We start from the raw sequence: 25,277 nt of genomic DNA, 5'->3' as shown, positions 1-25,277 counted from the left end.
CGCCAGCGGCGATACGCCCGTCTCGCCGGCCGGATCGGGCGCGAGCGGCGATGCCTCGTTCAAGCCCGAACCCGAAGCCAAACCCGAGCGCGAAGCGGCGTCCGCCGTCGCACCGCGCCCGCCCGCCGCCTTCTTGCCGCGCGCGGCATCCGGCCCGTCGCGTTCGGCCGCGCCGACGATCTCGTCGGGCGAGGTATCGGCCACGAACGTGCCGCGCCCGGTGGCCGACGTCACATAGCCTTCGAGCACGAGCTGCTCGTACACCTGCGTGACGGTATTGCGCGCGATCCCGAGCTCGGTGGCCAGCAGCCGCGACGACGGCACGCGCGTGCCGGCCGGCAGCTCGCGCGACAGGATCGCCTGCTGCAGCAGCCGGTGCAGTTGCCGGTACACCGGCTGCGCGCCGCCACCCCGCACGAGACGCTGCGCCAGCCAGTCCGATAACACGCTCGCCCTCAAAATTGGCTCCTAGAGATTTACAGGAATGGCTCTAATTTTCAGAGCCAAGCCGGATTATAGTCCTCCCCATCGGCCGCGCTCCCGCGGCCACCGTCTGACCGAACCGAATCGACTGGAAGGAGATCCCCGTGAAGAATGCCGATCTGCAAGCCCGCAAGAACGCCGCCACCCCGCGCGGCGTCGGCGTGATGTGCGACTTTTACGCCGCCCGCGCCGAGAACGCCGAGCTGTGGGACGTCGAAGGCCGCCGCTTCATCGATTTCGCGGCCGGCATCGCCGTGATGAACACGGGCCATCGTCATCCGAAGCTGGTCAAGGCCGTGGCCGCGCAGCTCGAGCAATTCACGCACACCGCCTACCAGATCGTGCCGTACGCGTCGTACGTGGAGCTGGCCGAGAAGATCATCGCCCGCGCGCCGGGCAACCAGGCCAAGAAGGCCGCGTTCTTCACGACGGGCGCCGAAGCCGTCGAAAACGCCGTGAAGATGGCCCGCGCGTTCACGGGCCGTCCGGGCGTGATCGCATTCGCGGGCGGCTTCCACGGCCGCACCATGATGGGCATGGCGCTGACCGGCAAGGTCGCCCCGTACAAGCTGAACTTCGGCCCGTTCCCGGGAGACGTGTTCCACGCGCCCTACCCGAACGCGCTGCACGGCATCAGCACGGCCGATTCGCTGAAGGCGATCGACATGCTGTTCAAGGCCGACATCGATCCGAAGCGCGTCGCCGCGATCATCTTCGAGCCGGTGCAGGGCGAAGGCGGCTTCTACCAGGCGCCGGCCGATTTCGTGCGCGGCCTGCGCAAGATCTGCGACGAACACGGCATCGTGCTGATCGCCGACGAAGTGCAAACCGGCTTCGCGCGCACCGGCAAGCTGTTCGCGATGCAGCACTACGACGTGCTGCCCGATCTGACCACCATGGCCAAGAGCCTGGCCGGCGGCATGCCGCTGTCGGGCGTGGTCGGCCGCGCCGACGTGATGGACGCGGCCGCCCCCGGCGGCCTCGGCGGCACCTACGCCGGCAACCCGCTGGCCGTGGCCGCGGCGCACGCGGTGCTCGACATCATCGACGAGGAAAAGCTCGAAGCGCGCGCCACGACGCTCGGCGACACGCTCAAGGCGAAGCTCGCCGCGCTGAAGCCGGAAATCCCGCAGATCGCCGACATCCGCGGCCCGGGCGCGATGGTCGCCGTCGAGTTCTTCAAGGCCGGCACGCAGGAGCCGGACGCCGAATTCGCCAAGCGCGTGCAGGCGCGCGCGCTCGAGCGCGGCCTGTTGCTGCTGGTGTGCGGCGTGTACTCGAACGTGGTCCGCTTCCTGTTCCCGCTGACGATCCAGGACGCCGTGTTCGACGAAGCGCTCGGCATCCTCGAGGACGTGCTGAAGGAAACCGTCGGCGTCGCCGCCTGAGGCTCGCCCAACCGGCCCACCCGGCTCGATACGCCGCGTTCGCTTCGAACGCGGCGTTTTTCATCCGCATCACACATCCGCATCACGAGGTCACGCATGAGCACCGAATTGATCGCAGCACTGAAGCACCCCGAACTGTTCCGCCAGCAGATCTACCTGGGCGGCGAATGGCAGGACGCCGCGAACGGCGCCACGTTCGAAGTCCGCAATCCCGCCACCGGCGATCTGCTCGGCACCGTGCCGCTGGCCGGCACGACCGAAACGCGCCGCGCCATCGAGGCCGCCAACGCCGCCTGGCCGGCCTGGCGCAAGCGCACCGCGAAGGAACGCGCCGCGGTCCTGCGCAAGTGGTACGAGCTGATGCTCGCCCACGCCGACGATCTCGCGCTGATCCTCACCACCGAGCAGGGCAAGCCGCTCGCCGAGGCGAAGGGCGAGATCCTGTACGCGGCATCGTTCATCGAATGGTTCGCCGAGGAAGGCAAGCGCGTGTACGGCGACACGATCCCGACGCCGGCCGGCGACAAGCGCATCGTCGTCACGAAGGAACCGGTCGGGGTGTGCGCGGCGATCACGCCGTGGAATTTCCCGGCCGCGATGATCACGCGCAAGGTCGGCCCGGCGCTGGCGGCAGGCTGCCCGATCGTCGTGAAGCCGGCCGAAGCCACGCCGTTCTCGGCGCTGGCGCTGGCCGTGCTGGCCGAGCGCGCGGGCGTGCCGGCCGGCGTGTTCAGCGTGGTGACGGGCGATCCGAAGGCGATCGGCGGCGAGCTGACCGGCAACGCCACGGTGCGCAAGCTGTCGTTCACCGGCTCGACGCCGGTGGGCCGCCTGCTGATGGCGCAGTGCGCGCCGACGGTCAAGAAGGTGTCGCTGGAGCTGGGCGGCAACGCGCCGTTCATCGTGTTCGACGACGCCGATCTCGACGCGGCCGTGGAAGGCGCGATCGCCTCGAAGTACCGCAACAGCGGCCAGACCTGCGTCTGCACCAACCGTTTCTACGTGCACGACGCGGTGTACGACGCGTTCGCCGAGAAGCTCGCGGCGGCCGTCGCCAAGCTGAAGATCGGCCGCGGCACCGAGGCCGGCGTCACGCAAGGCCCGCTGATCAACGAAGCGGCCGTGCTGAAGGTGGAATCGCACATCGAGGATGCGCTGGCGAAGGGCGCAAAGGTGGTCGCGGGCGGCAAGCGCCACGCGCTCGGCCACGGCTTCTTCGAGCCGACCGTGCTGACCGGCGTGACGCCCGACATGAAGGTGGCGAAGGACGAAACGTTCGGCCCGCTCGCGCCGCTGTTCCGCTTCGCGTCGGACGACGAAGTGATCGCCCATGCGAACGACACCGAATTCGGCCTCGCCGCGTATTTCTACAGCCGCGACATCGGCCGCGTCTGGCGCGTGGCGGAATCGCTCGAATACGGCATGGTGGGCATCAACACCGGCCTGATCTCGAACGAAGTCGCGCCGTTCGGCGGCGTCAAGCAATCGGGCCTGGGCCGCGAAGGCTCGCACTACGGCATCGACGATTACGTCGTGATCAAGTACCTGTGCCTGGCGGTGTAAGTTCGGGCTCGCGGTAACGGCAACGCCTTCGCGGTTCGTGCCGCGAAGGCGTTGTCGTTTCGTCGTCGCTTATTTCAGCGGAACACGCCCACCGCATCGACGAGCGACGTCGCCTGCTGGCGCAGGCTCTCGGAAGCGGCCGCGCTCTGCTCGACCAGCGCCGCGTTCTGCTGCGTGATGTTGTCGAGATCCACCACCGCGCGATCCACCTGCTCGACGCCCACGCTCTGCTCTTCCGTGGCCGAGCTGATGTCGGCGATCAGGTCGGCCACGCGCTTGACCTGCACCACCAGGTCGTCCATCGTGCGGCCCGCGTCGTCCACGCGGCGCGCGCCCGAGGCCACGCGCTCGACGCTGTTCTCGATCAGCGTCTTGATCTCCTTGGCCGCGTTCGCGCTGCGCTGCGCGAGCGCGCGCACCTCGCCCGCCACCACCGCGAAACCACGCCCCTGCTCGCCCGCGCGCGCCGCTTCCACGGCGGCGTTGAGCGCAAGGATGTTGGTCTGGAACGCGATGCCGTCGATCACGCCGATGATGTCCGAGATGCGGCGCGAGCTGTCGGTGATCTCGTTCATCGTGCCGACGATCTCGCCCACCGCGTGGCCGCCGCGCGAGGCCGCGTCACTGGCCGACACGGCAAGCTGGTTCGCCTGCGACGCGGTGGCCGCGTTGTTCGAGACGGTGGCCGTCATCTGCGCCATCGACGACGCCGTCTGCTGCACGGCCGTGGCGGCCTGCTCGGTGCGCGCGCTCAGGTCGTTGTTGCCCTGCGCGATCTCGCTGCTGGCGCGCTGCACGTTCAGCACCTGCTCGCTGACGTCGTCCACCAGCCAGCGGAACATCAGCCCCAGTTGATCGATCGTGCGCAGCGTCATGCCGATCTCGTCGACGCGCGTGACGGCCGGGCCGTTGCGGCTCTCGCCGGTCGCCACGCTCAGCGCGCGCTCGCGCAGGTCGCGCAGCGGCCGCACGATCTGCGCGTCGAGCCACATCGCCACCAGCCCGGTGGCCACGGCCGCGGTGCCGGCCACGCCGGCCAGCGTCGCCAGGTTCGCGCCGCAGGCCCACGCGCCGCCCGCCACCACCGGCACCAGCGCGGCGAGCGGCGCATACATGCGCGTGCGCACCGACATCGTCTTGAACATCGACGCGAACCGGCCGAAGCCGCCGCGAATCACGATGCCCTTGTAGAAGCGCCGGCCGCCCGCGCGGCCTTCGCGGAAGTCGCGGTAGAGCGCCTCGGCGGCGGCGATGTCCTCGCGCGACGCCTTGGTGCGCACCGACATGTAGCCCTGCGGCTCGCCGTTGCGCATCAGCGGCACGGCGTTGGCGCGCACCCAGTAGTGGTCGCCGTTCTTGCGGCGGTTCTTGACGAGCGCCATCCACGGCTCGCCGCCGCGGATGGTCGCCCACATGTCGGCGAACGCCTCGCGCGGCATGTCGGGGTGCCGCACCGTGTTGTGCGGCGCGCCCACCAGCTCCTCGGGCGAAAAACCGCTGATCTGGACGAAGCTGGCGTTCGCGTAGGTGATGGTGCCGTCGGCGCGGGTGGTCGACATCAGCGTCGCGTCGTCGGGAAATTCGTATTCGTGCTGCGTGACCGGCTGGTTATTGCGCATTCGTTGGCTCCGGCACACGGCGTCGAAGGCAGGGGCCGCCGTGGCTTCTCTCATTCAGGTCAGGGTCGTGCTCGCGCCCGCGCGACGTTGCATCGGCCGTATCGCGACGGCTGCGGGCTTATCTCTTTTTTGACGGCAGCATTAGGGAAAACATTAACCCGATCAGAAGAAAAGCTCTCGAAATCCTCAATTTCTGGATTTGGATCAATGAATCGACGATTAATCGATCGATGGCCGGCGGCGCGTGGGAACCCGCGCGCCCATGAAAAACGGCAGCCCGACCGGTGGTCGAGGCTGCCGTCGGCCCCCCGCGCGAACGCGGGCGGCAAGGCGCGAGGTACGCTGACGCGCGATCAGACGCGTTCGATGGCGAGCGCGATGCCCTGACCGACGCCGATGCACATCGTGCACAGCGCGAAGCGGCCCTGCGTGCGATGCAGCTGGTACATCGCGGTGGTCACGAGGCGCGCGCCCGATGCGCCGAGCGGGTGGCCCAGCGCGATCGCGCCGCCGTTCGGGTTGACGCGGGCGTCGTCGTCGGCCACGCCGAGCATGCGCAGCACCGCGAGGCCTTGCGAGGCGAACGCTTCGTTCAGCTCGATCACGTCGAACTGGTCGATCGTCATGCCGAGTTGCGCGAGCAGCTTCTGCGTGGCGGGCGCCGGGCCGATGCCCATCACGCGCGGCGCGACGCCGGCGGTGGCCATGCCGAGAATGCGCGCGCGCGGCACCAGGCCGTGACGCTTCGCGTTCTCTTCGTTGGCGAGCAGCAGCGCGCAGGCGCCGTCGTTGACGCCCGACGCGTTGCCGGCGGTGACCGAGCCATCCGGACGCACCACGCCCTTGAGCTTGGCCAGCGCTTCCAGCGAGGTTTCGCGCGGATGTTCGTCGCGCGACACGACGAGCGGATCGCCCTTCTTCTGCGCGATCGTGACCGCCGCGATTTCCTGCGCGAGCGTGCCGTCCTGTTGCGCGCGCGCCGCCTTCTGCTGGCTGCGCAGCGCGAACGCGTCCTGGTCGGCGCGGCTGATCTTGTAGTCGTCCGCGACGTTCTCGGCCGTTTCCGGCATCGAATCGACGCCGTGCAGCTTCTTCATCAGCGGATTGACGAAGCGCCAGCCGATCGTCGTGTCGTGGATCTCGGCCTGGCGCGAGAACGCGCTGGTGGCCTTGCCCATCACGAACGGCGCGCGGCTCATGCTTTCCACGCCGCCGGCGATCATCAGCCCGGCTTCGCCCGACTTGATCGCGCGCGCGGCGATGCCGATCGCGTCCATGCCGGAACCGCACAGGCGGTTGACCGTCGAGCCGGGCACGCCTTCCGGCAGGCCCGCCAGCAGCGCCGACATGCGCGCGACGTTGCGGTTGTCCTCGCCGGCCTGGTTGGCGCAGCCGAAGATCACGTCGTCGATCGCGGCCCAGTCGACATCGCGGTTGCGCTCGACGAGCGCCTTGAGCGGCACCGCGCCGAGGTCGTCGGCGCGAACGCCGGACAGCGCGCCGCCGTAGCGGCCGATCGGGGTGCGGATTGCGTCACAGAGGAATGCATCGGTCATGGTTGTCTCCGGAACTTCGTTCGGATGAAATGCGCGCCGGCACGCTCGCAGCGCCGCATCGGAAATGTTCTATAAGCGAACACAAGATCGAATATCGAACTATTTTGCGATCATAGGGAGGCGGCCGGGGGCGTGTCAAGTTCGGGGCGCACCGGCGGCGGCGATTCTCCGCGGCCAGGCTTGGCGCGACCCGACCCCTTGCGCTACTCTTCACCGCTACACGACACGACCCCCACTCATGAGTACAGACGATCTTCAGGCCAAACCCGGCGACTCCTATGTCCAATCGTTCGCGCGCGGCCTGGCCGTGATTCGCGCGTTCGACGCCGAGCATCCGGAGCAGACGCTGACCGAGGTCGCCGCGGCCACCGGGCTGACGCGGGCGGGCGCGCGCCGGATCCTGCTGACGCTGCAAACGCTCGGCTACGTGGAGGCCGACGGCCGGCTGTTCCGGCTCACGCCGAAGATCCTCGATCTCGGCTTCGCCTATCTCACGTCGATGCCGTTCTGGAACCTGGCCGAGCCGGTCATGGAGCAACTCTCGGCGCGCATCCACGAAAGCTGTTCGGCGGCCGTGCTCGATCGCGCGGAAATCGTCTACGTGCTGCGCGTGCCGACGCACAAGATCATGACCATCAACCTGTCGATCGGCAGCCGGCTGCCCGCGTACTGTACGTCGATGGGGCGCGTGCTGCTGTCCTCGCTCGACGACGCCGCGCTCGACGAGGTGCTCGCGCTGCGCCCGATCCAGGCGCACACGCCGCGCACCATCACCGATCCGGCCGCGCTGAAGGCCGAGATCGCCACCGTGCGCAAGCAGGGCTGGGCGATCGTCGATCAGGAACTGGAAGCGGGGCTGATTTCGCTGTCGGCGCCGATCAAGAACCGGCGCGGCCGCCTGATCGCCGCGATGAACATCAGCGGCAACGCGCAGCGGCACACGGCCAAGCAGATGGTGAAGGAATTCCTGGAGCCGCTGCTGGAGGCGGCGCAGATGGTGTCGGCGCTGGTGGCGCGGCGGAGTTGAGCGGGCGCCAGGAAACGGACAGCCACGCCGCCGCTCCCTGCTCGCCACATCGACGCGCTCCGCTAGTTAAAGGCACTCCATCATTTTGTTTTGGGGAGTCGCGGCAATCGGCACATTCAACCGTGGAACCTGCCCCAACACCGAGGCAATAAATTCGTTGATCGTGCTGCTGCCACCGCCCAGCGTGTTATAGACCGCAACGACGCGCGGCTGTATCACCGTCTTGCCATCATACAGCTTGGCCTTCATGGTGCCGATCGCCTGGATCGCACTCTGGATCGAGGCCACGCTGATTTCGCTCGGAATCGGCAATGCGGTGGAAATATTTTCGCCAGTGATCCCCATCGTTTGCAACACCAGCGTTCCACTAAGCTTGTTGGTCTGGGCAGCCGCGCCAATCGACAGCAGATTGGCCAGGTTGATTCCCGATGCACGCGTGGTCAAATTCGCGGTCAGACGCAAGCCGATTCCGACATAAACAGGCACCGAGCTATTCGCCTCCTTGGACGTGCCGACAACCGTCACTTTGAAACGACCGGCGGTGGGCAATTCATCCTTTTTAATAAAGAATGCGACCGTATTCGATTTAACGTAATCGATGGTGACGACATATTGACTGTCCGATGCACTGATCGACGATACCCCATAAGTCAGCTTTCCGGATGAATCGACCTTGCCAATGGCGAGCCGCATGGTTTCATCGGGCAACGCCCCGAGCACGTCGTCGCGGCTCGGCTTCCCGCTGACGCATTGGCCTTGTGCGTTGATGGCCTGAATCGCAGCTGGCGCGGGATCAAGCGGCTGATAACCGTACGACGTGTCCGCGCCGGCCGCGCCCGGCGAGCGCTGCACCTCGAAACTGGTGCACGCAGACAACATCGACACGACACATGCCGTAACCGTCAAGCAGCCTACACCTTTAAATTGCAACGCCCCCGACAAACGCCTCATTTCGCACCCCGTATATTCATTTTAATTTGATGACACCACGCGTTCCTTAACGCACACCTCACAACAGAAAACAGAGCAGGCTATACAACCAATGCTTATTCATCGATATAAAACGCGCCGCGAAGTTGGGAGCGGCCAATTCGCCGCAAGCATACAGGCCAATCGGAATCTTGCGTCATAAAAAAAACCCGCTTGGCTTTACGCCAGCGGGTTTTTAAACAAAAAGCATCGTTTCGACCGTCAAACGATGCCGATCATGCAAATTCGATTGGCACGACACCCATCTCGGGACGCGGCGTTCAGCCGATGATATCGACCCAGCCGTGCTTGTCCGCTTCCTTGCCCGTCTGGATGCCGACCAGCGTCTGCTTCAGGCGCTGCGTGATCGGGCCGGCATTGCCGTCGCCGATCGTGAACGTGTGCTTGCGGCCCTTCACCTCGCCGATCGAGGTGACCACCGCGGCCGTGCCGCAGGCGAACGATTCGACGAGCTTGCCGCTCTTCGCATCGGCTTCCCACTGTTCGATCGAATAGGCTTCCTCGCGCACCGTGTAGCCGAGGTCGCGGGCCAGATCGATCAGCGAGGCGCGCGTGATGCCCGGCAGGATCGTGCCGGTCAGCGGCGGCGTTTGCAGCGAGCCGTCGGCGAACACGAAGAACACGTTCATGCCGCCCAGTTCCTCGATCCAGCGGCGCTCGACGGCGTCGAGGAACACCACCTGCGCGCAGCCTTCGCGCGAGGCCTCGGCCTGCGCGGCCAGGCTGGCGGCGTAGTTGCCGCCGCACTTCGCGTCGCCCGTGCCGCCGGGCGCGGCGCGCGTGTAGCTGTCCGACACCCAGATCGACACGCCCTTGTTGGCGTCGCCCTTGAAGTAGGCGCCCACCGGCGTGGCGATCACGCAGTACAGGTATTCGGCCGACGGCTTCACGCCGAGCACGACTTCATTGGCGATCATGAACGGGCGCAGATACAGCGCGCTGCCTTCGGCCGACGGGATCCAGTTGCGCTCGAGGCTGACCAGTTCGCGCACCGAGCTCACGAACAGCTCTTCCGGCAGCTCGGCCATCGCCAGGCGGCGCGCCGAATTGCGGAAACGCTTGGCGTTCTGATCCGGGCGGAACAGCGCGACCTTGCCGTCCGGCAGCGGATAGGCCTTCATGCCCTCGAAGATTTCCTGCGCGTAGTGCAGCACGAGCGTGGCCGGATCGAACGCGATCGGCTTGCGCGGGACGATCTTCGCGTCGTGCCAGCCTTGCCCTTCCGTGTAGCGGATCGTCACCATGTGATCGGTGTAGATCTTGCCGAAACCGGGGTTCTCGAGCTGACGCGCGAGGTCCTCGGCGGACGTGGGGTTCGGGTGGCGTTCGATCGGGAAAGTCGAGGTGCTGCCGGTGCTCATGGGATCCGCTCCTGGTGTTCTAGAGAGCGGCGGGAACGCCCGCCGCCGTGGTAACCGAACACTGTAATCGACCTGAGCGTTCCGCGCATCCCGGAATGGCCCGTAAGGCCCCGTTCCGATCCCGCGCCCGAGCCGGCGATTCTCGCCAATCCTTCCAAAAACAAGGAGTTAGGCGCGCGCCGTCCGGGATCGATTTTTGCCAGCGAATGCTTAAAAGTGACGCGCGAGCAACGGTCGGCCGCCGCGCCCGCCCAGCGCGGCGCGACGGGGCCGTCAGGCGGCCGCGGCCACGCCGTCGAGTTCGCGCATCACGTCGTCGGGCAGCGCCAGATCGCCGGCGGCCAGGTTCTCGTGCAGATGCGCCACCGACGAAGTGCCCGGAATCAGCAGCAGGTTCGGCGAGCGGCGCAGCAGCCAGGCCAGCGCGACCTGCATCGGCGTCGCGCCGAGCCGCTCGGCCACACCGGACAGCACCGACGATTGCAGCGGCGAGAAACCGCCCAGCGGGAAGAACGGCACGTAGGCGATGCCGTCGGCGGCGAGCGCGTCGATCAGCGCGTCGTCGGCGCGATGCACGAGGTTGTAGTGGTTCTGCACGCACACGATCTCGCAGAGCTTGCGCCCTTCCTCGATCTGCGCGCGCGTGACGTTGCTCAGGCCGATGTGGCGCACCAGCCCCTGCTGCTGCAACTCGGCCAGCGCCGTCAGTTGCGCCTCGATCGAGCCTTCGGCGGGGCCGTGCGTCGAGAACATGATGCGCAGGTTCACGACGTCCATCGCGTCGAGCCGCAGGCGGCGCAGGTTGTCGTGCACGGCGCTTTTCAGCTCGTCGGGCGTGTAGGCCGGCAGCCAGGCGCCGTCGTCGCCGCGGCGCGCGCCGATCTTGGTGACGATCACGAGATCGTCGCGATACGGGTGCAGCGCCTCGCGAATCAGTTCGTTGGTCACGTGCGGGCCGTAGAAATCGCTGGTGTCGATATGGTCGACGCCGGCTTCGACGGCCGCGCGCAGCACGGCGAGCGCGGCGGCGCGATCCTTCGGCGGGCCGAACACGCCGGGGCCGGCCAGTTGCATCGCGCCGTAGCCGATCCGGTGCACGGGCAGATCGCCGAGTTCGAAGGTGGAAGCGCGGAATGATGCGGTCATGTGAGGCTCCTGCGGGTGGCGGCATGAAGGAAGCCCAAGCTTACGCACTGGCGATTCAACCGATAAGCCGCCATAATCCGCACGGCTTGTACGAAGGAGCGAACAATGAGCAACGTCGATCTCACGGAATTGCAGGCGTTCGTCGCCGTTGCGCGCGCGAAGGGCTTTCGCGACGGCGCGCGCGCCACCGGCAACAGCGCGTCGGGCCTCAGCGAGGCGGTACGGCGGCTCGAAACGCGGCTCGGCGTGCGGCTGCTGAACCGCACCACCCGCAGCGTGGTGCCGACCGAGGCCGGCGAGCGGCTGCTGGCGCGGCTCGCGCCGGCGCTCGACGAGGTCGAGGCGGCCATCGACGTGGTCAACGGCTTTCGCGACCGCCCCGCCGGCACGCTGCGGCTGAACGTGCCGGTCAGCGCGTCGCGGCTGGTGCTGCCCGCGATCGTGCCGCGCTTCCTGGCGGCCTATCCGGAGATCCGCCTCGAAGTGTCCGCCGACGAGAGTTTCGTCGACGTGCTGGCCGCCGGCTGCGACGCAGGCATCCGCTACGAGGAGCGGCTGGAGCAGGACATGATCGCGGTGCCGATCGGCCCGCGCGTGCAGCGCCTCGCGCTCGGCGCCGCGCCCGGCTATCTCGACCGGCGCGGACGCCTCGCGCATCCGCGCGATCTGCTCGAGCACGCCTGCATTCTCGGCCGCTTTCCGGGCCGCGCGATCCCGGCGTGGGAATTCGAGCGCGATGGCGAGACGATCCGCATCGAGCCGTCGGGGCAGTTGCTGGTGGAATTGGGCGCGGCGGTGGATCTGGCCGTGGATGCGGCGGTAGCCGGCACCGGCGTGGTGTATCTGTTCGAGGATTGGCTGCAGCCGCACTTCGACAGCGGCGCGCTCGAACGTGTGCTCGAGCCGTGGTGGCCGTCGTTTTCCGGACCGTTCCTCTACTATCCGGGGCGACGGCTGGTGCCCGCGCCGTTGCGGGCCTTCATCGATTTCATTCGCGCCGGCGCGCCGGAATAACCGGTGCGCCGAACGCCAGCGGCCCGCCGTGTTGCACGGCGGGCCGCTGTATTGGCGACTGACTATTGGCGATCGATCACGAACGGCCGCTGTACACCGGGAAGCGTGCCGTCAGCTCGCTGACCTGGCCGCGCACGCGTTCCAGCGTGGCTGCGTCTTCCGGCGCTTCGAGCACGTCGGCGATCAGGTTGCCGACGATCTCGGCTTCCTTCGTGCCGAAGCCGCGCGTCGTCATCGCCGGGGCGCCCAGGCGGATGCCCGAGGTCACGAACGGCTTTTCCGGATCGTTCGGAATCGCGTTCTTGTTCACCGTGATGTGCGCCAGGCCCAGCGCCGCTTCCGCAGCCTTGCCCGTGATCTTCTTCGATTGCAGATCGACCAGCATCACGTGGCTTTCCGTGCGGCCCGACACGATCCGCAGGCCGCGCTTGACCAGCGTTTCCGCCAGCACGCGCGCGTTGTCCACCACTTGCTGCTGGTACGTCTTGAATTCCGCCGAGCCGGCTTCCTTGAACGCCACCGCCTTCGCCGCGATCACGTGCATCAGCGGGCCGCCCTGGATGCCCGGGAAGATCGCCGAGTTGATCTGCTTCTCGAACTCGGCCTTCATCAGGATCACGCCGCCGCGCGGGCCGCGCAGGCTCTTGTGCGTCGTCGTCGTCACGAAATCGGCGTGCGGCACCGGGTTCGGATACACGCCGGCGGCGATCAGGCCGGCGTAGTGCGCCATGTCGACCATGAAATACGCGCCGACCGACTTCGCGATCTTCGCGAGACGCTCGAAATCGATCTTCAACGCGAACGCCGACGCGCCCGCCACGATCAGCTTCGGCTTGTGTTCGTTCGCCAGCTTCTCGGCCGCTTCGTAATCGATGTCTTCGTTCGCGTCGAGGCCGTAGCTGATCACGTTGAACCACTTGCCCGACATGTTCACGGGCGAACCGTGCGTCAGGTGGCCGCCGTGCGCCAGGCTCATGCCCATGATCGTGTCGCCCGGCTTCAGCATCGCGAAGAACACGCCCTGGTTCGCCTGCGAACCCGAGTTCGGCTGCACGTTCGCCGCTTCCGCGCCGAACAGCGCCTTCACGCGGTCGATCGCCAGCTGCTCGACCACGTCGACGTACTCGCAGCCGCCGTAGTAGCGCTTGCCCGGGTAGCCTTCCGCGTACTTGTTGGTCAGTTGCGAACCTTGCGCGGCCATCACGGCCGGGCTCGTGTAGTTCTCGGAGGCGATCAGCTCGATGTGATCTTCCTGGCGCTGGTTTTCCTGCTGGATGGCTTGCCAGAGGTCCGGATCGACCGCTTCGATGGTGCTGGTGGAATAGTTGAACATGATTTTCCCGACGTCCGTCGTCAAAAGACTTACCCGCGCCGCAGCCGCGGCGTGCCTCGATCAAATTGCCTGATTCGGATCGTTATTCAAACGGAAGCGCCCTTTTGCATCTAGAAGAATTGCGACAACGCGATAGGACGGAATCGGCGCAAGCGGTAACGCCGTCGGGCCGATGTCGCGCGCAGGCAGGTCCGTGACGCTTCGCCATCGCGCGCCGATGCACAGCCCGCTGGTACGACGAATTCAGGCCCCGAAAAAACGACACCCCGGAAACCGCGTGGGCGTCCGGGGTGTGCGTGGGGTGCGGGCGGCAAACGAGGCCGCCCGGGCTGGCCTGGCCTTAGCCGGCCTTCGCTTGCGAGGCCGGCGCGGCGGGCGCCGCCTGTTTGCTGTAGTCGACGGGCGCATCGGCTTCGCGCGGCTGATCGCCGGTCTGCTCGATCCAGCCGCCGCCCAGCGCGCGGTACAGATCCACCAGGTTGGTCCAGCGCGCCAGACGCGCCGAGATCAGCGTGGTTTGCGCCGTGTACAGATCGGTTTGCGCCGTCAGCACCGTCAGGTAGCTGTCCACGCCGTTCTTGTAGCGCAGGTCGGACAGATCGTAACGGCGCTGCTGCGCCGCCTCGTTGCGCGCCAGCGCCGCGATCTGCTGATCGTAGGTGCCGCGTGCAGCAAGGCCATCCGACACTTCGCGGAACGCCGACTGGATCGCCTTCTCGTAGTTCGCGATCTCGATGCGCTTCTGCACGTGCGCCAGGTCGAGGTTCGCGATGTTCGAGCCGCCCTCGAAGATCGGCAGCGCGATGTTCGGCGCGAACGACCACGCCGCCGTGCCGGCCTTGAACAGGCCACCCAGCGTCGGGCTCGCCGTGCCGAACGCGGCCGTCAGCGAGATCTTCGGGAAGAACGCCGCACGCGCCGCGCCGATGTTCGCGTTGGCCGCGCGCAAGGTTTGCTCGGCCTCCATGATGTCGGGGCGGCGCGTCAGCAGATCCGACGGCAAACCGGCCGGAATGTCGGTCAGCAGGTTCTGGTTGTCGAGCGGCAGGCCGGCCGGCAGATCGTCGGGCAGCGGCTCGCCGATCAGCAGCACCAGCGCGTTCACGGCTTGCGCGCGTGCACGGGCTTGCGCCTGCTGGTTCGCCAGCGCTTGCTCGACCACCGTCTGCGCCTGACGCAGATCCAGTTCCGAACCGGTGCCGTTGTCGAACTGCAGCTTCGTCAGGTTGTACGACGATTGCGCGTTCTTCAGCGTGTCTTCCGTGACCTTCAGCAGGTCGTCGGTCGATTGCAGCGTCAGATATTGATCGGCCACCTGCGAGACGAGCGAGATTTCCGACGCCTTGCGGGCTTGCGCCGTCGACAGGTATTGCGCCAGCGCCTGATCCTTCAGGCTCTGGATCCGGCCGAACAGATCGAGCTCCCACGACGCCGACAGGCCGACGTTGTAGGTGCGCGAGATGTACGGCTGGTGCGTCGTCGACACGCCTTGCGGGACGCGTTGCAGCGACCCCGTGCCGGTGCCGCCGAGCGTCGGCAGCAGTTCGGCGCGCGTGATCTGATACTGCGCGCGCGCCGCCTCGATGTTCAGCACCGACACGCGCAAGTCGCGGTTGTTCTTCAGCGCGATCTCGATCAGTTGCTGCAAGCGCGGATCGGCGAAGAAATTGCGCCAGCCGATATCGGCCGCCGCCTGGCCCTGGGCGCTGCGCGCGCCGTTCGCGCCCGGCTGCGTCGCGTAGACGCCGTCGGACGGGAACGCACCCGACACGGGCGCATCGGGGCGCTTGTAATGCGGCGCCATCGTGCAGCCCGAAGCGACGAGCGCGAACGCCATTGCCGTCAAAACGATTTTTCGCATGGTCATCAATGTTCCTGGTTGCCGTCGCCTTCTTGCGTGCGGTGTGCGTGTTCCTGCGCGAGACGCAGCGCCTGATCCGGATCTTCCTTCTCGCCGCCGAAGATCGACCGCACCTTCACGAAGAACATCGGAATCATGAAAATCGCGAGGAAGGTGGCCGTCATCATCCCGCCGATCACGCCGGTACCGATCGCGTGCTGGCTGCCCGAGCCCGCGCCGTTGCTGATCGCGAGCGGCAGCACGCCGAGAATGAACGCCAGCGACGTCATCAGAATCGGACGCAGCCGCAGCCGCGCCGCTTCCAGCGCCGCCTCGACCGGCCCCATCTTTTCGCCGATCTGCAATTCACGCGCGAATTCCACGATCAGAATCGCGTTCTTCGCCGACAGGCCCACCGTGGTCAACAAGCCGACCTGGAAGAACACGTCGTTCTCGAGGCCGCGCAGCGTCGACGCGATCAGTGCACCGATCACGCCGAGCGGCACCACCATGATCACCGAGAACGGGATCGACCAGCTTTCGTACAACGCCGCCAGACACAGGAACACCACCAGGATCGAGATGCCGTACAGAATCGGCGCCTGCGAACCCGATTGCACTTCCTGCAGCGACAGGCCCGTCCACGAATAACCGATGCCGGTCGGCAGTTGCGCCGCGATCTTGGACATCGCGTTCATTGCCTGGCCCGTCGAGTTGCCCGTCGATGCCTGACCCTGGATTTCCACGGCCGAGATACCGTTGTAGCGCTCGAGCTTCGGCGAACCGTAGGTCCAGTGGCCGCTGGCGAACGCGCTGAACGGCACCATCCCGCCCGCGCTGTTGCGCACGTACCAGACGCTCAGATCTTCCGGCGTCACGCGGAACGGCGAATCGCCCTGCAGGTACACCTTCTTGATCCGGCCATCGGTATCGAGGAAGTTGTTGACGTACTGCGAGGCCCACGCGATCGAGAACGTCTGGTCGATCGACGCCGGCGTCACGCCGAGCGCGTCGGCCTTCTCGCGATCGATGTCGACCTTGTACTGCGGCGTGTCGTTCAGGCCGTTCGGGCGCACCAGCGCCAGCGTCGGATCCTTCGCGGCCATGCCGAGCAACTGGTTGCGCGCCGCCATCAACGCGTCGTGGCCGAGGCCCGCGTTGTCGGTCAACTCGAAGTCGAAGCCGGCTGCCGTGCCCAGTTCGGGAATCGACGGCGGGTTGAACGGAATCACCATCGCGTCCTTGTACGCGGCGTAATGCCCGAACGTACGCTTGATCAGCGCCTGCACCTTGCGATCGGAAGCGGTCCGTTCCTCGAACGGCCTGAGCTTCACGAACACCAGGCCGGCATTCTGGCCGCGGCCGGCGAAGCTGAAGCCGTTCACCGTGAACACGGAATCGACGACGTTCTTCTCGTCCTTCGCCATGTAGTCGGTGATGTCCTTCAGCGTGCGGGCCGTGGTTTCCTGCGTGGAGCCCGGCGGCGTTTGCACGATCATGAACATGTAGCCCTGATCTTCATCGGGCAGGAACGACTTCGGCAGGCGCACGAACAGGAAACCGACACCGACGATCACCGCGAGATAGATCACGAGCCAGCGGCCCGAGCGCTTGATCACGTGGTGCACGCCGACGTGGTACTTCTCGCGGCCCTTGTCGAAATTGCGGTTGAACCAGCCGAAGAAGCCCTTCTTCTCTTCGTGATGGCCCTTCTCGATCGGCTTGAGCAGCGTCGCGCACAAGGCCGGCGTCAGAATCAGCGCCACCAGCACCGACAGCACCATCGCCGACACGATCGTCAGCGAGAACTGACGATAGATCGCGCCGACCGAACCGCCCGAGAACGCCACCGGCACGAACACGGCCGACAGCACGAGCGCCACGCCCACCAGCGCGCTGGTGATCTGGCCCATCGCCTTCTTGGTGGCTTCCTTCGGCGACAGCCCTTCCTCGAACATCACGCGTTCGACGTTTTCCACCACCACGATCGCATCGTCCACCAGCAGGCCGATCGCGAGCACGAGGCCGAACATCGACAGCGTGTTGATCGTGAAGCCGGCCGCGCTCATGATCGCGAACGTGCCGAGCAGCACCACCGGCACGGCGATCGTCGGGATGATCGTGGCCCGCAGGTTCTGCAGGAACAGATACATCACGAGGAACACCAGCACGATGCCTTCGAGCAGCGTCTTGACCACTTCCTCGATCGACAGGCGCACGAACGGCGTCGTGTCGTACGGGTAGTGCACCACCATCCCGTGCGGGAAGTACTTCGACAGCTCGGTCACCTTGGCCTTGATCAGCGCCGCCGTGGCGAGCGCGTTCGCGCCCGTCGCCAGCTGGATACCGAGGCCGGCGGTCGGCTGACCCATGTACTTCGTGTCGTAGTTGTAGTTCTCGGCGCCGAGGTTGATCTGCGCGACATCCTTCAGCCGAACCTGCGAACCGTCCTTGTTGACCTTCAGCAGGATCTTGCCGAACTGCTCCGGCGTCTGCAGCAGGGTCGCCTCGGTGATGGTCGCCTGCAGCACGGTGCCCGGCTTGGCCGGCGTGCCGCCGATCTGGCCGCCCGCGATCTGCACGTTCTGCGCCGCAATGGCGCTCGACACGTCCGACGGCGTCAGGCTGTAGTTCGTCAGCTTGTTCGGGTCGAGCCAGATCCGCATCGCGTATTGCGAGCCGAGCAGCAGCGTCTGGCCGACGCCGTTCAGGCGGCTCAGCGGATCGAGCACGTGCGACGCGACGTAGTTCGTCAGGTCGTTACGGCCCATGCTGCCGTCTTCCGAGTTGAAGGCGATCCACAGCAGGTAGCTCGAACTCGACTTGGTGACCTTCAGGCCGAGCTGCTGCACGACCTGCGGCAGCACCGGCGTCGCGAGCGACAGCTTGTTCTGCACCTGCACCTGCGCGATGTCCGGGTTGGTGCCCGGCGCGAACGAGATGGTGATCGTGGAGTTGCCCGAATCGTCGCTCGTCGAGGACATGTACAGGAAGTTGTCGAGGCCGCTCATCTGCTGCTCGATCACCTGCGTGACCGTGTCCTCGACCGTCTTCGCCGATGCACCCGGGTAGGTCGACGTGATCTGCACCGCGGGCGGCGCGATCGTCGGGTACTGCGAAATCGGCAGCGTGAAGATCGATGCGACGCCCACGAGCATCAGCACGATCGCGATCACCCACGCGAAAATTGGCCGATCAATAAAGAATTTTGCCATTTAGGACCTCTTGTTACTTCGCTGCGGACGCGCCCGATGCGGAAGCTGCGGAAGCGGATGCACCGGATGCCGGCGCGGATGCGGCGCCCGCATCCGATGCGGCGTTCGGGTCGGCCGGCAATTGCGCCGCGACCGGCTTGACCGTCATGCCCTGCTGGACCTTGCCCACGCCCTGCACGATCACGCGGTCGCCCGTTTGCAGGCCGCCTTCGACCACCCAGTTCTGACCGTAGGTGCCCGAGGTGGTCAGCACGCGCGACGCCACCTTGTTGTCCGAACCGACCACCAGCGCCGTCGGCTGGCCCTTCGGATCGTGCTGGACGCCCACTTGCGGCACCAGGTACGCGTTGTCGTTCGAGCCTTCGTCGATGCGCGCGCGCACGAACATGCCCGGCAGCAGCACGTGGTTCGGGTTCGGGAAGATCGCGCGGATCGTCACCGAGCCGGTGGTCTGATCGACCGTCACGTCGGTGAACTGCAGCTTGCCCTCGAGCGGATAGGTCTTGCCGTCTTCGAGCACCAGCTTGACCTTGGCCGCGTTCGGGCCGGCCGTCTTGATCCGGCCGCTCTGGATGTCCTGGCGCAGCTTCAGGCCGTCGAGGCTCGATTGCGTGAGGTCGACGTACATCGGATCGACCTGCTGGACGGTCGACAGCAGCGTCGCGGCGCTGGCCTGCACGTAGGCGCCCGGCGTCACTTGCGAGATGCCGATGCGGCCGGTGATCGGCGACAGCACGTCCGTGTAGCCGAGGTTGATCTGCGCCGTATCGACGGCAGCCTTGCCCGACGCGACGTCGGCGGCAGCTTGGCCGGCCGAGGCGACGGCGTTGTCGTAATCCTGCTTGCTGACCGCGTTCGCGGCCACCAGCACCTTGTAGCGCGCGGCCTGCGCGTTGACCGAGGCGAGGTTCGCCTGAGCCTTGGCCAGCGTGGCCTTGGCGCTGTTCAGCGTGGCGAGGTACGGCGCCGGATCGATCTTGTAGAGGCGCTGGCCCGCCTTCACGTCGGTGCCTTCGGTGAACTCGCGGCGCAGCACGATGCCGTCGACCCGCGCCCGCACCTGCGCCACCAGGAACGCGTTGGTGCGGCCCGGCAGCTCGGAGATGACCGGCACGGATTGCGGCTGGATCGTCACGACGCCGACTTCCGGCGTGGACGGCGGCGGTGCCGCATTCTGCTTTCCGCAGGCGGCGAGCAGCGCGGCTACGGCTGCTGCGACAGGAATAATGCGATAAGAAACCCGTTCGACGCGCATGGAGCGACCTCTATAAGAATCAACGAAACGGCACCGGCCGGCGACACTGCGCCGGTTCCGATGCGGCAAACACGGGGACGACACGCACCGGCGCCGCGATCGCGGCATCGGCCCGTGTCACGCTCGCCGATCGCCCCGCACAGGCGGCCACGGCAAGACGATGCGACGACGGCATCCACGAAGCGGCACGCATCGCGGACACGAAAAAAGACGAAGAACCCCGGGACCCGGCTCGGCCGTCGCATCGGATACCCCGTTCCGGTGCAACGTCAGCGGATGCTTGACCGGACCGCGGCCAATGCATGACCCGGCGCTCGGACACATCAAACTGATGAGTGGAGCGCGAACCTATCACAAACAGAAAATTGTTGCGCTGAATCAAACTCAGTTCGCAATAGTTGACACGGGGCTTGCGCTGCCACTCGCCGTCCGCATGCTGCGGTTGCGTTCAGTATTCACGCGAACCGACGCGGCCTGCAGATCGTCCACCCAATGCGAAGGGTTTTCGCGCGCGGGGTTGAAGCCGGCCTGCTCGTAGCGAACCAGCTCCGCGCGAACCTGCGCGCGCGTCAACGGCGTATCGCCCTGCGCGAATGAAATGGCGGGAACGACGAAAGCGGCCGCGACAATGGCGGCCTTGCAATGCGACTTCATGTGGCAACTCCAGAAAGCTCGGTTCGTACGTTCGGACATCGCTGCGTCCGTCGTGGCGCCCGTCAGGCCCGTCGCGGCCGGTTCGTCTGCGCGAACCGCTTCGCTCGGGCCTTCATGGCCCCCGTCTCCCGCGCCTTGCGGCGCCAGCCTCCTGAAACTGATATCGCTCGCCCGTCAAGGCGCGGCAATGGCGATGAACGCGTGCTGATCGCTCCGCGGCCAACGATGCGCGCCGGGTAGTGTGCGCGAATCCCGCTGCCGGCAAGGTGTCCGCCGGCTGGCTTCGTCGTTGGTCATGCGCGCCGGAAACCGCGTTCATCTTCCGGCGAACCGCAATGTAACAGCGTCCGGATTATTTGATTAGCCGCGCAAGACGGCATGGCCTTATGAATGGTGCTCATCAATCGAAGCGCCATCATGTCGCACCCTCACGAACGATTTCATGCCGCACGCGCGTTTCGAGCCGGTGATAGCATGCACGATCTTTATCTCGTTTTCATGTCCGCCACCCGGTGGATCCTCCGATGGCACGCGACAATTTCAGCGATCTTCTGGCCTTTCTTGCCGTCGCGCGCGAACGCAGCTTCACGAAAGCGGCCTCGCAGCTGGGCGTGTCGCAATCGGCGCTGAGCCATACGATCCGCGGCCTCGAAACGCGGCTTGGCGTGCGCCTGCTGACGCGCACCACGCGCAGCGTCGCCACCACCGAGGCCGGCGAGCGGCTCATGCATGTGGCCGCGCCGCGCTTCGACGAGATCGAATCCGAACTCAATGCGCTGTCCGAGTTGCGCGACAAGCCGGTCGGCCTGATCCGCATCACCGCCACCGATCATCCGGTCAACGCGATTCTCTGGCCGCGGCTCAAGCCGCTGCTGGCCGATTATCCGGGGCTCAAGATCGAGATGTCGATCGACTACAACCTCTCCGACATCGTGGCGCAGCGCTACGACATCGGCGTGCGTTTCGGCGATCAGGTGGCCAACGACATGATCGCCGTGCGGATCAGCCCCGACGTGCGGATGATGATCGCCGGTTCGCCCGAGTATTTCGCGCGCCACCCGGCGCCGAAGTGCCCGCAGGATCTGCTCGAGCATGCGTGCATCAACCTGCGCCTGCCCACGCGCGGCAGCCTTTACGCGTGGGAGCTGAAGAAGGGCAAGCACGACCTGCTGGTGCGCGTCGACGGCCAACTGATCTTCAACAGCACGCCGCAAATGCTGTCCGCCGCGCTGGAAGGCTTCGGGCTGACCTATCTTCCGGAAGACGAACTGATGCCCCACGTTCGCGCCGGCCATCTCAAGTGCGTGCTCAAGGAATGGGGCGCCACGTTCCCCGGCTATCACGCCTACTACCCGAGCCGCCGGCAATCGTCGCGCGCGCTCTCGCTCGTGATCGACGCGCTGCGGCATCGCGACTGAGGCCGGGTTCTCCCCGTTTCGCTCAGGCGTCGCAGTCGCTCAGGTCGTGGGGTTCGAGCGGATGCTCCGGCTCGGCTTGAACGGCTTCCGTTCCTGCCTGCGCACCGCGTTGCGGATACGCCGCGCGCGCAATCTGCGCGCCGGTCAGCGAAGACAGCGCATGCGATTCGAGCTCCAGCACCGGCGGCACGACCGCGCGCAAGTAATCGATGAAGGTGCGCACCTTCGCTTCCAGATGCCGCCGCGACGGGTACAACGCGTGGATACCATTCGAGCGCAGCCGCCAGGCCGGCAGCACGCGCGCCAGCGAACCGTCGCGCAAGCCGTCCAGCGCCGTGGAAATCGGCAGCGGCCCGATGCCCATGCCCGAACGCAGCGCATCGGCCATTGCATCCGCAACGTTGACGACGAACGGCCATTCCTGCTCCGGAGCAAATAGTTCGGAGGACGTAGCGCCTTCGAGCTGCCACCCGCTCGTCGAGGCGTTCGGCACCACGAGTTGCAGGCAGACATGATCGTGCAGGTCGGCCACCGTCTCCGGCACGCCCGTGCGCGCAAGATAGGCCGGCGATGCGCACAGCACGCTGTAGGTGGTGCCGATCCGCTCGGCGACCAGCGTGGAATCGCCCAACTCGCTGGCCACCACCACGGCGAGATCGTAGCCTTCGTCGACCAGATCGGGCACACGCTGTGCGAGCGTCAGGTCGATCGTGACCTCGGGATAGCGCTCGCGATAACGCGCAAGCCGCGGCACCAGGTAGTGCCGGCCGAAGCCCGCGGTGGCGTGCACGCGCAAACGCCCCGACGGGCAGCGCGCCGCGCCCGACGCTTCGGCCTCCGCTTCATCGACGAGATCGAGAATCTGGCGGCAATGCACGAGATAGCGTTCGCCGGCTTCGGTCACGGCGATGCGGCGCGTGGTGCGATTCAGCAAGCGCACGCGCAACTGCGTTTCGAGCGAGGAAATGGCGCGCGACACTTGCGGCGTCGCGACGTGGGCAGCCTGCGCCGCCTTCGTGAAGCTGCCTGTCTCGACAACCTTCACGAACAGACGCATGTTCTCGAGGGTGGGCATTCGCCGTGGCTCCATTCAGGCGGGCCGGCAGGCCATGCCGGCGTTGTCGCAAAGGGCTGCGAATCGAGCGCGTATCTTCGCACAGCCATTGATGAATGGCCTTCATAAGCGCATGCCGAAATGGCGGCCAAAACCCTACCGACAGGCGTGTCAATTGTATCGGCATGCCAACGATCCGGACGCTGCGCGATGCCGTTGCGCGCGCATCGATACCGGCTCGCTTCGATGCGAGCCCGCGAAAGCTGACCTATATTTCACGAGGCCCGCATAGCGTGCTGCGATTGCGGGCGGAATCTGCCGCGCTTCGTTATATCGACATGACCTGAGAGCCAATGACGCCGCCGCCAGCGTGGCGTCAGTGGAACGACCGCATCGCTTCGCGCTGCGGCCGCGCGTGATTGTTCATCTTCTTCCGATCAGACACGAGGACTTTTTCATGACACCAGCCAGCCCGAGCTATCGGTCGCGGTTCGCCACCGCGATCTTCGACCTGCTCAACCCCATTCCCTACGGCCTGTTCGTCGGCACCCTGATCTTCGACATCGTCTACGCCAATACCGCCAACGTGCTCTGGGCCAAGGGCGCCGCCTGGCTCGTCAGTATCGGGCTGGTGATGGCGATCGTGCCGCGCCTGCTCAATCTCGGGCATGTCTGGCTGCCGTCCGCCCGCCCTGTGTTGCGCATCGAGCGGCTCGACTTCTGGCTCAACCTCGCCGGCATCATCGCTGCGATCGCCAACGCGTTCGTGCACAGCCGCGACGCGTACGCGATTGTTCCGGAGAACGTACTGCTTTCGGCGATCACGGTGGCATTGCTCGGCCTCGGCCAACTAACGCTTGCACTCGGCAAGTTCGGCGCACAAGGAGGCCATCATGAATAAGCCGTTGCCGTTGAACGTTCTGGCCACCGCCCTTGCGGCAGCGGCAGCAATGCTGCTCGGCGCTTGCAGTGAGAAGGCGCAATACGATCCGCAGCACCAGGCCGGTGCGAATCCGCCGTTGCCGAGCGCGCGCAATTTCCTGATGCCGCCGATGCAGGTGCCGAAGGGCGTGGGCTGGCAGGAAGGGCAAGCGCCGAAGGTTGCCGAGGGCTTGAAGATCGAGAAGATCGCCTCTGGATTGGCGCATCCGCGGCAGGTGTATGTCTTGCCGAATCAGGACGTGCTGGTGGTCGAGGCAAACAGTCCGCATACGGAACCGGTCAGTTCTCCCAAGCAGTTGATCGCCGGAATGGTCACGAGCCGTTCGGGCAAGGGTGCGCCGGGCGGCAACCGCATCACCCTGTTACGCAGGAAACCGGGCGGCAGCGGCGAATGGGACAAATACCCGTTCATCGACAAGCTGCATTCGCCCTTTGGCGTGCAGTTGATCGGCAATACGCTCTACGTCGCCGATACCGATGCGCTGCTGAAATTTCCGTATATCACCGGCGAGACGTCGATCCGCGCCCCCGGCGTGGAGCTGGCCGACCTGCCGAGCACCATCAACCACCACTGGACGAAATCGCTGCTCGCCAGCCCCGACGGCAAGAAGCTTTATGTCGGCGTGGGTTCGAACAGCAATATCGGCGAGAACGGCCTCGACGTGGAGTATCGGCGCGCGGCGATTCTCGAAGTGGATGTGGCCTCGGGCGCGAGCCGCATCTATGCATCGGGCGTGCGCAATCCTACCGGGCTGCAGTGGGAACCGAAAAGCGGCAAGCTTTGGGCCATTGCCAACGAGCGCGATGAAATCGGCGCCGATCTCGTGCCCGATTATCTGACGTCGATCCAGGACGGCGGCTTTTACGGCTGGCCGTACAGCTACTACGGGCAACACGTCGATACACGTGTGAAGCAACAGCGCCCGGATCTCGTCGCCAAGGCGATCAGCCCCGACTACGCGATCGGCTCGCACGTTGCACCGTTGGGCCTGTGGTTCTACACGGGCAGCAACTTGCCGACCGAATATCGAGGCGGCGCGTTCATCGGCGAGCATGGCAGTTGGGATCGCTCGCCGTTGAGCGGCTACGCCGTGGTGTATGTGCCGTTCGAGGATGGAAAACCCACGGGAGCGCCGAAGCCGGTCGTCACGGGCTTTACGTCCGATGACGAAAAACAGCTCTATGGCGCGCCGGTTGGCCTGACACAGGATGACGACGGCGGGTTGATCATCGCGGACGATGTCGGCAATACCGTTTGGCGGGTCACGCGAGCGGGCAGTTGACGAATATTTTTCGGCGCAGAAAAGACAAAACCCCCACTGCATTCGCAGCGGGGGTTCTGAAGGAGGAAGCCTGACGATTACCTACTTTCACACGGGCAATCCGCACTATCATCGGCGTAGAGTCGTTTCACGGTCC

Annotated in this window: 19 protein-coding genes; 7 read left to right on the top strand and 12 right to left on the bottom strand. The window is 66.0% G+C overall.

Annotated features, from left to right (window positions below; translation table 11 throughout):
- Positions 1-459 (bottom strand): winged helix-turn-helix domain-containing protein (locus tag G3N92_RS34935; RefSeq protein ID WP_241014792.1); only part of this gene is annotated, 459 nt, incomplete at its 3' end.
- A gap of 128 nt (positions 460-587) precedes the next feature.
- Between G3N92_RS34935 and gabT the strand changes: the two genes are divergently transcribed.
- Positions 588-1,871 carry a 4-aminobutyrate--2-oxoglutarate transaminase gene (gene gabT / locus G3N92_RS14530; protein ID WP_206128227.1) on the top strand — a complete coding sequence of 428 codons (1,284 nt, stop codon included), beginning with the start codon at positions 588-590 and terminating at the stop codon, positions 1,869-1,871.
- Between the two features lie 96 nt (positions 1,872-1,967).
- Positions 1,968-3,434: an NADP-dependent succinate-semialdehyde dehydrogenase gene (gabD, locus tag G3N92_RS14525; RefSeq protein ID WP_206128226.1), complete on the top strand. Its 1,467-nt coding sequence runs from the start codon at positions 1,968-1,970 to the stop codon at positions 3,432-3,434.
- Between the two features lie 74 nt (positions 3,435-3,508).
- Here the strand turns inward: gabD and G3N92_RS14520 are convergent, their stop codons facing one another.
- On the bottom strand, positions 3,509-5,053 hold the full coding sequence (locus G3N92_RS14520; RefSeq protein ID WP_206128225.1) for a PAS domain-containing methyl-accepting chemotaxis protein: 1,545 nt from the start codon (positions 5,051-5,053) through the stop codon (positions 3,509-3,511).
- A gap of 353 nt (positions 5,054-5,406) precedes the next feature.
- A complete protein-coding gene (pcaF, locus tag G3N92_RS14515; RefSeq protein WP_206128224.1) occupies positions 5,407-6,609 on the bottom strand; it encodes a 3-oxoadipyl-CoA thiolase in 1,203 nt (400 codons plus the stop codon).
- A gap of 238 nt (positions 6,610-6,847) precedes the next feature.
- Here pcaF and G3N92_RS14510 point away from each other — a divergent pair, with 238 nt between their 5' ends.
- Positions 6,848-7,636, top strand: coding sequence for an IclR family transcriptional regulator (locus G3N92_RS14510; RefSeq protein WP_206128223.1), 789 nt, complete (start codon positions 6,848-6,850; stop codon positions 7,634-7,636).
- A gap of 66 nt (positions 7,637-7,702) precedes the next feature.
- Here G3N92_RS14510 and G3N92_RS14505 read toward each other — a convergent pair whose 3' ends face one another.
- From G3N92_RS14505 to G3N92_RS14495, 3 genes are all read right to left on the bottom strand, one after another.
- Entirely contained in the window at positions 7,703-8,521 is an 819-nt protein-coding gene (locus G3N92_RS14505; RefSeq protein WP_206128222.1) for a hypothetical protein, read from the bottom strand.
- A 365-nt stretch (positions 8,522-8,886) separates the two neighbouring features.
- Complete coding sequence (locus G3N92_RS14500; RefSeq protein WP_206128221.1) at positions 8,887-9,987, bottom strand: branched-chain amino acid aminotransferase; 1,101 nt, start codon at positions 9,985-9,987, stop codon at positions 8,887-8,889.
- A 273-nt stretch (positions 9,988-10,260) separates the two neighbouring features.
- Positions 10,261-11,133, bottom strand: coding sequence for an aldo/keto reductase family oxidoreductase (locus tag G3N92_RS14495; protein WP_206128220.1), 873 nt, complete (start codon positions 11,131-11,133; stop codon positions 10,261-10,263).
- Positions 11,134-11,238: 105 nt separating this feature from the next.
- Between G3N92_RS14495 and G3N92_RS14490 the strand changes: the two genes are divergently transcribed.
- Complete coding sequence (locus G3N92_RS14490; RefSeq protein ID WP_206128219.1) at positions 11,239-12,147, top strand: LysR substrate-binding domain-containing protein; 909 nt, start codon at positions 11,239-11,241, stop codon at positions 12,145-12,147.
- Positions 12,148-12,223: 76 nt separating this feature from the next.
- Here G3N92_RS14490 and glyA read toward each other — a convergent pair whose 3' ends face one another.
- The 5 genes from glyA to G3N92_RS14465 form a co-directional block, all read right to left on the bottom strand.
- Complete coding sequence (gene glyA / locus G3N92_RS14485; RefSeq protein WP_206128218.1) at positions 12,224-13,480, bottom strand: serine hydroxymethyltransferase; 1,257 nt, start codon at positions 13,478-13,480, stop codon at positions 12,224-12,226.
- Positions 13,481-13,820: 340 nt separating this feature from the next.
- Entirely contained in the window at positions 13,821-15,341 is a 1,521-nt protein-coding gene (locus tag G3N92_RS14480) for an efflux transporter outer membrane subunit (RefSeq protein ID WP_206128217.1), read from the bottom strand.
- 5 nt (positions 15,342-15,346) lie between these two features.
- On the bottom strand, positions 15,347-18,535 hold the full coding sequence (locus tag G3N92_RS14475) for an efflux RND transporter permease subunit (RefSeq protein WP_206128216.1): 3,189 nt from the start codon (positions 18,533-18,535) through the stop codon (positions 15,347-15,349).
- A gap of 13 nt (positions 18,536-18,548) precedes the next feature.
- On the bottom strand, positions 18,549-19,898 hold the full coding sequence (locus G3N92_RS14470) for an efflux RND transporter periplasmic adaptor subunit (RefSeq protein WP_277396170.1): 1,350 nt from the start codon (positions 19,896-19,898) through the stop codon (positions 18,549-18,551).
- Positions 19,899-20,174: 276 nt separating this feature from the next.
- Positions 20,175-20,444 carry a DUF4148 domain-containing protein gene (locus tag G3N92_RS14465; protein ID WP_206128214.1) on the bottom strand — a complete coding sequence of 90 codons (270 nt, stop codon included), beginning with the start codon at positions 20,442-20,444 and terminating at the stop codon, positions 20,175-20,177.
- Positions 20,445-20,968: 524 nt separating this feature from the next.
- On the opposite strand from G3N92_RS14465, the gene G3N92_RS14460 reads away from it, so the two are divergent.
- Positions 20,969-21,862 (top strand): LysR family transcriptional regulator, encoded by an 894-nt coding sequence (locus tag G3N92_RS14460; protein ID WP_206128213.1) that lies wholly within the window; start codon positions 20,969-20,971, stop codon positions 21,860-21,862.
- A gap of 22 nt (positions 21,863-21,884) precedes the next feature.
- On the opposite strand, the gene G3N92_RS14455 is transcribed toward G3N92_RS14460, so the two are convergent.
- Positions 21,885-22,937, bottom strand: coding sequence for a LysR family transcriptional regulator (locus tag G3N92_RS14455; protein ID WP_206128212.1), 1,053 nt, complete (start codon positions 22,935-22,937; stop codon positions 21,885-21,887).
- 436 nt (positions 22,938-23,373) lie between these two features.
- Between G3N92_RS14455 and G3N92_RS14450 the strand changes: the two genes are divergently transcribed.
- The gene (locus G3N92_RS14450) at positions 23,374-23,817 is read left to right on the top strand and encodes a DUF2231 domain-containing protein (RefSeq protein ID WP_206128211.1); all 444 of its coding nucleotides are present in this window, start codon (positions 23,374-23,376) and stop codon (positions 23,815-23,817) included.
- Positions 23,810-25,141: a sorbosone dehydrogenase family protein gene (locus G3N92_RS14445; RefSeq protein ID WP_206128228.1), complete on the top strand. Its 1,332-nt coding sequence runs from the start codon at positions 23,810-23,812 to the stop codon at positions 25,139-25,141. Before G3N92_RS14450 ends, G3N92_RS14445 begins: the two co-directional genes overlap by 8 nt.
- The last annotated feature ends 136 nt before the right edge of the window (positions 25,142-25,277 follow it).

The organism is Burkholderia sp. Ac-20379 (assembly GCF_017104645.1).
In the GTDB taxonomy this organism is placed as follows: domain Bacteria; phylum Pseudomonadota; class Gammaproteobacteria; order Burkholderiales; family Burkholderiaceae; genus Burkholderia.
This window is presented reverse-complemented; position numbering and strand designations above follow the sequence as displayed.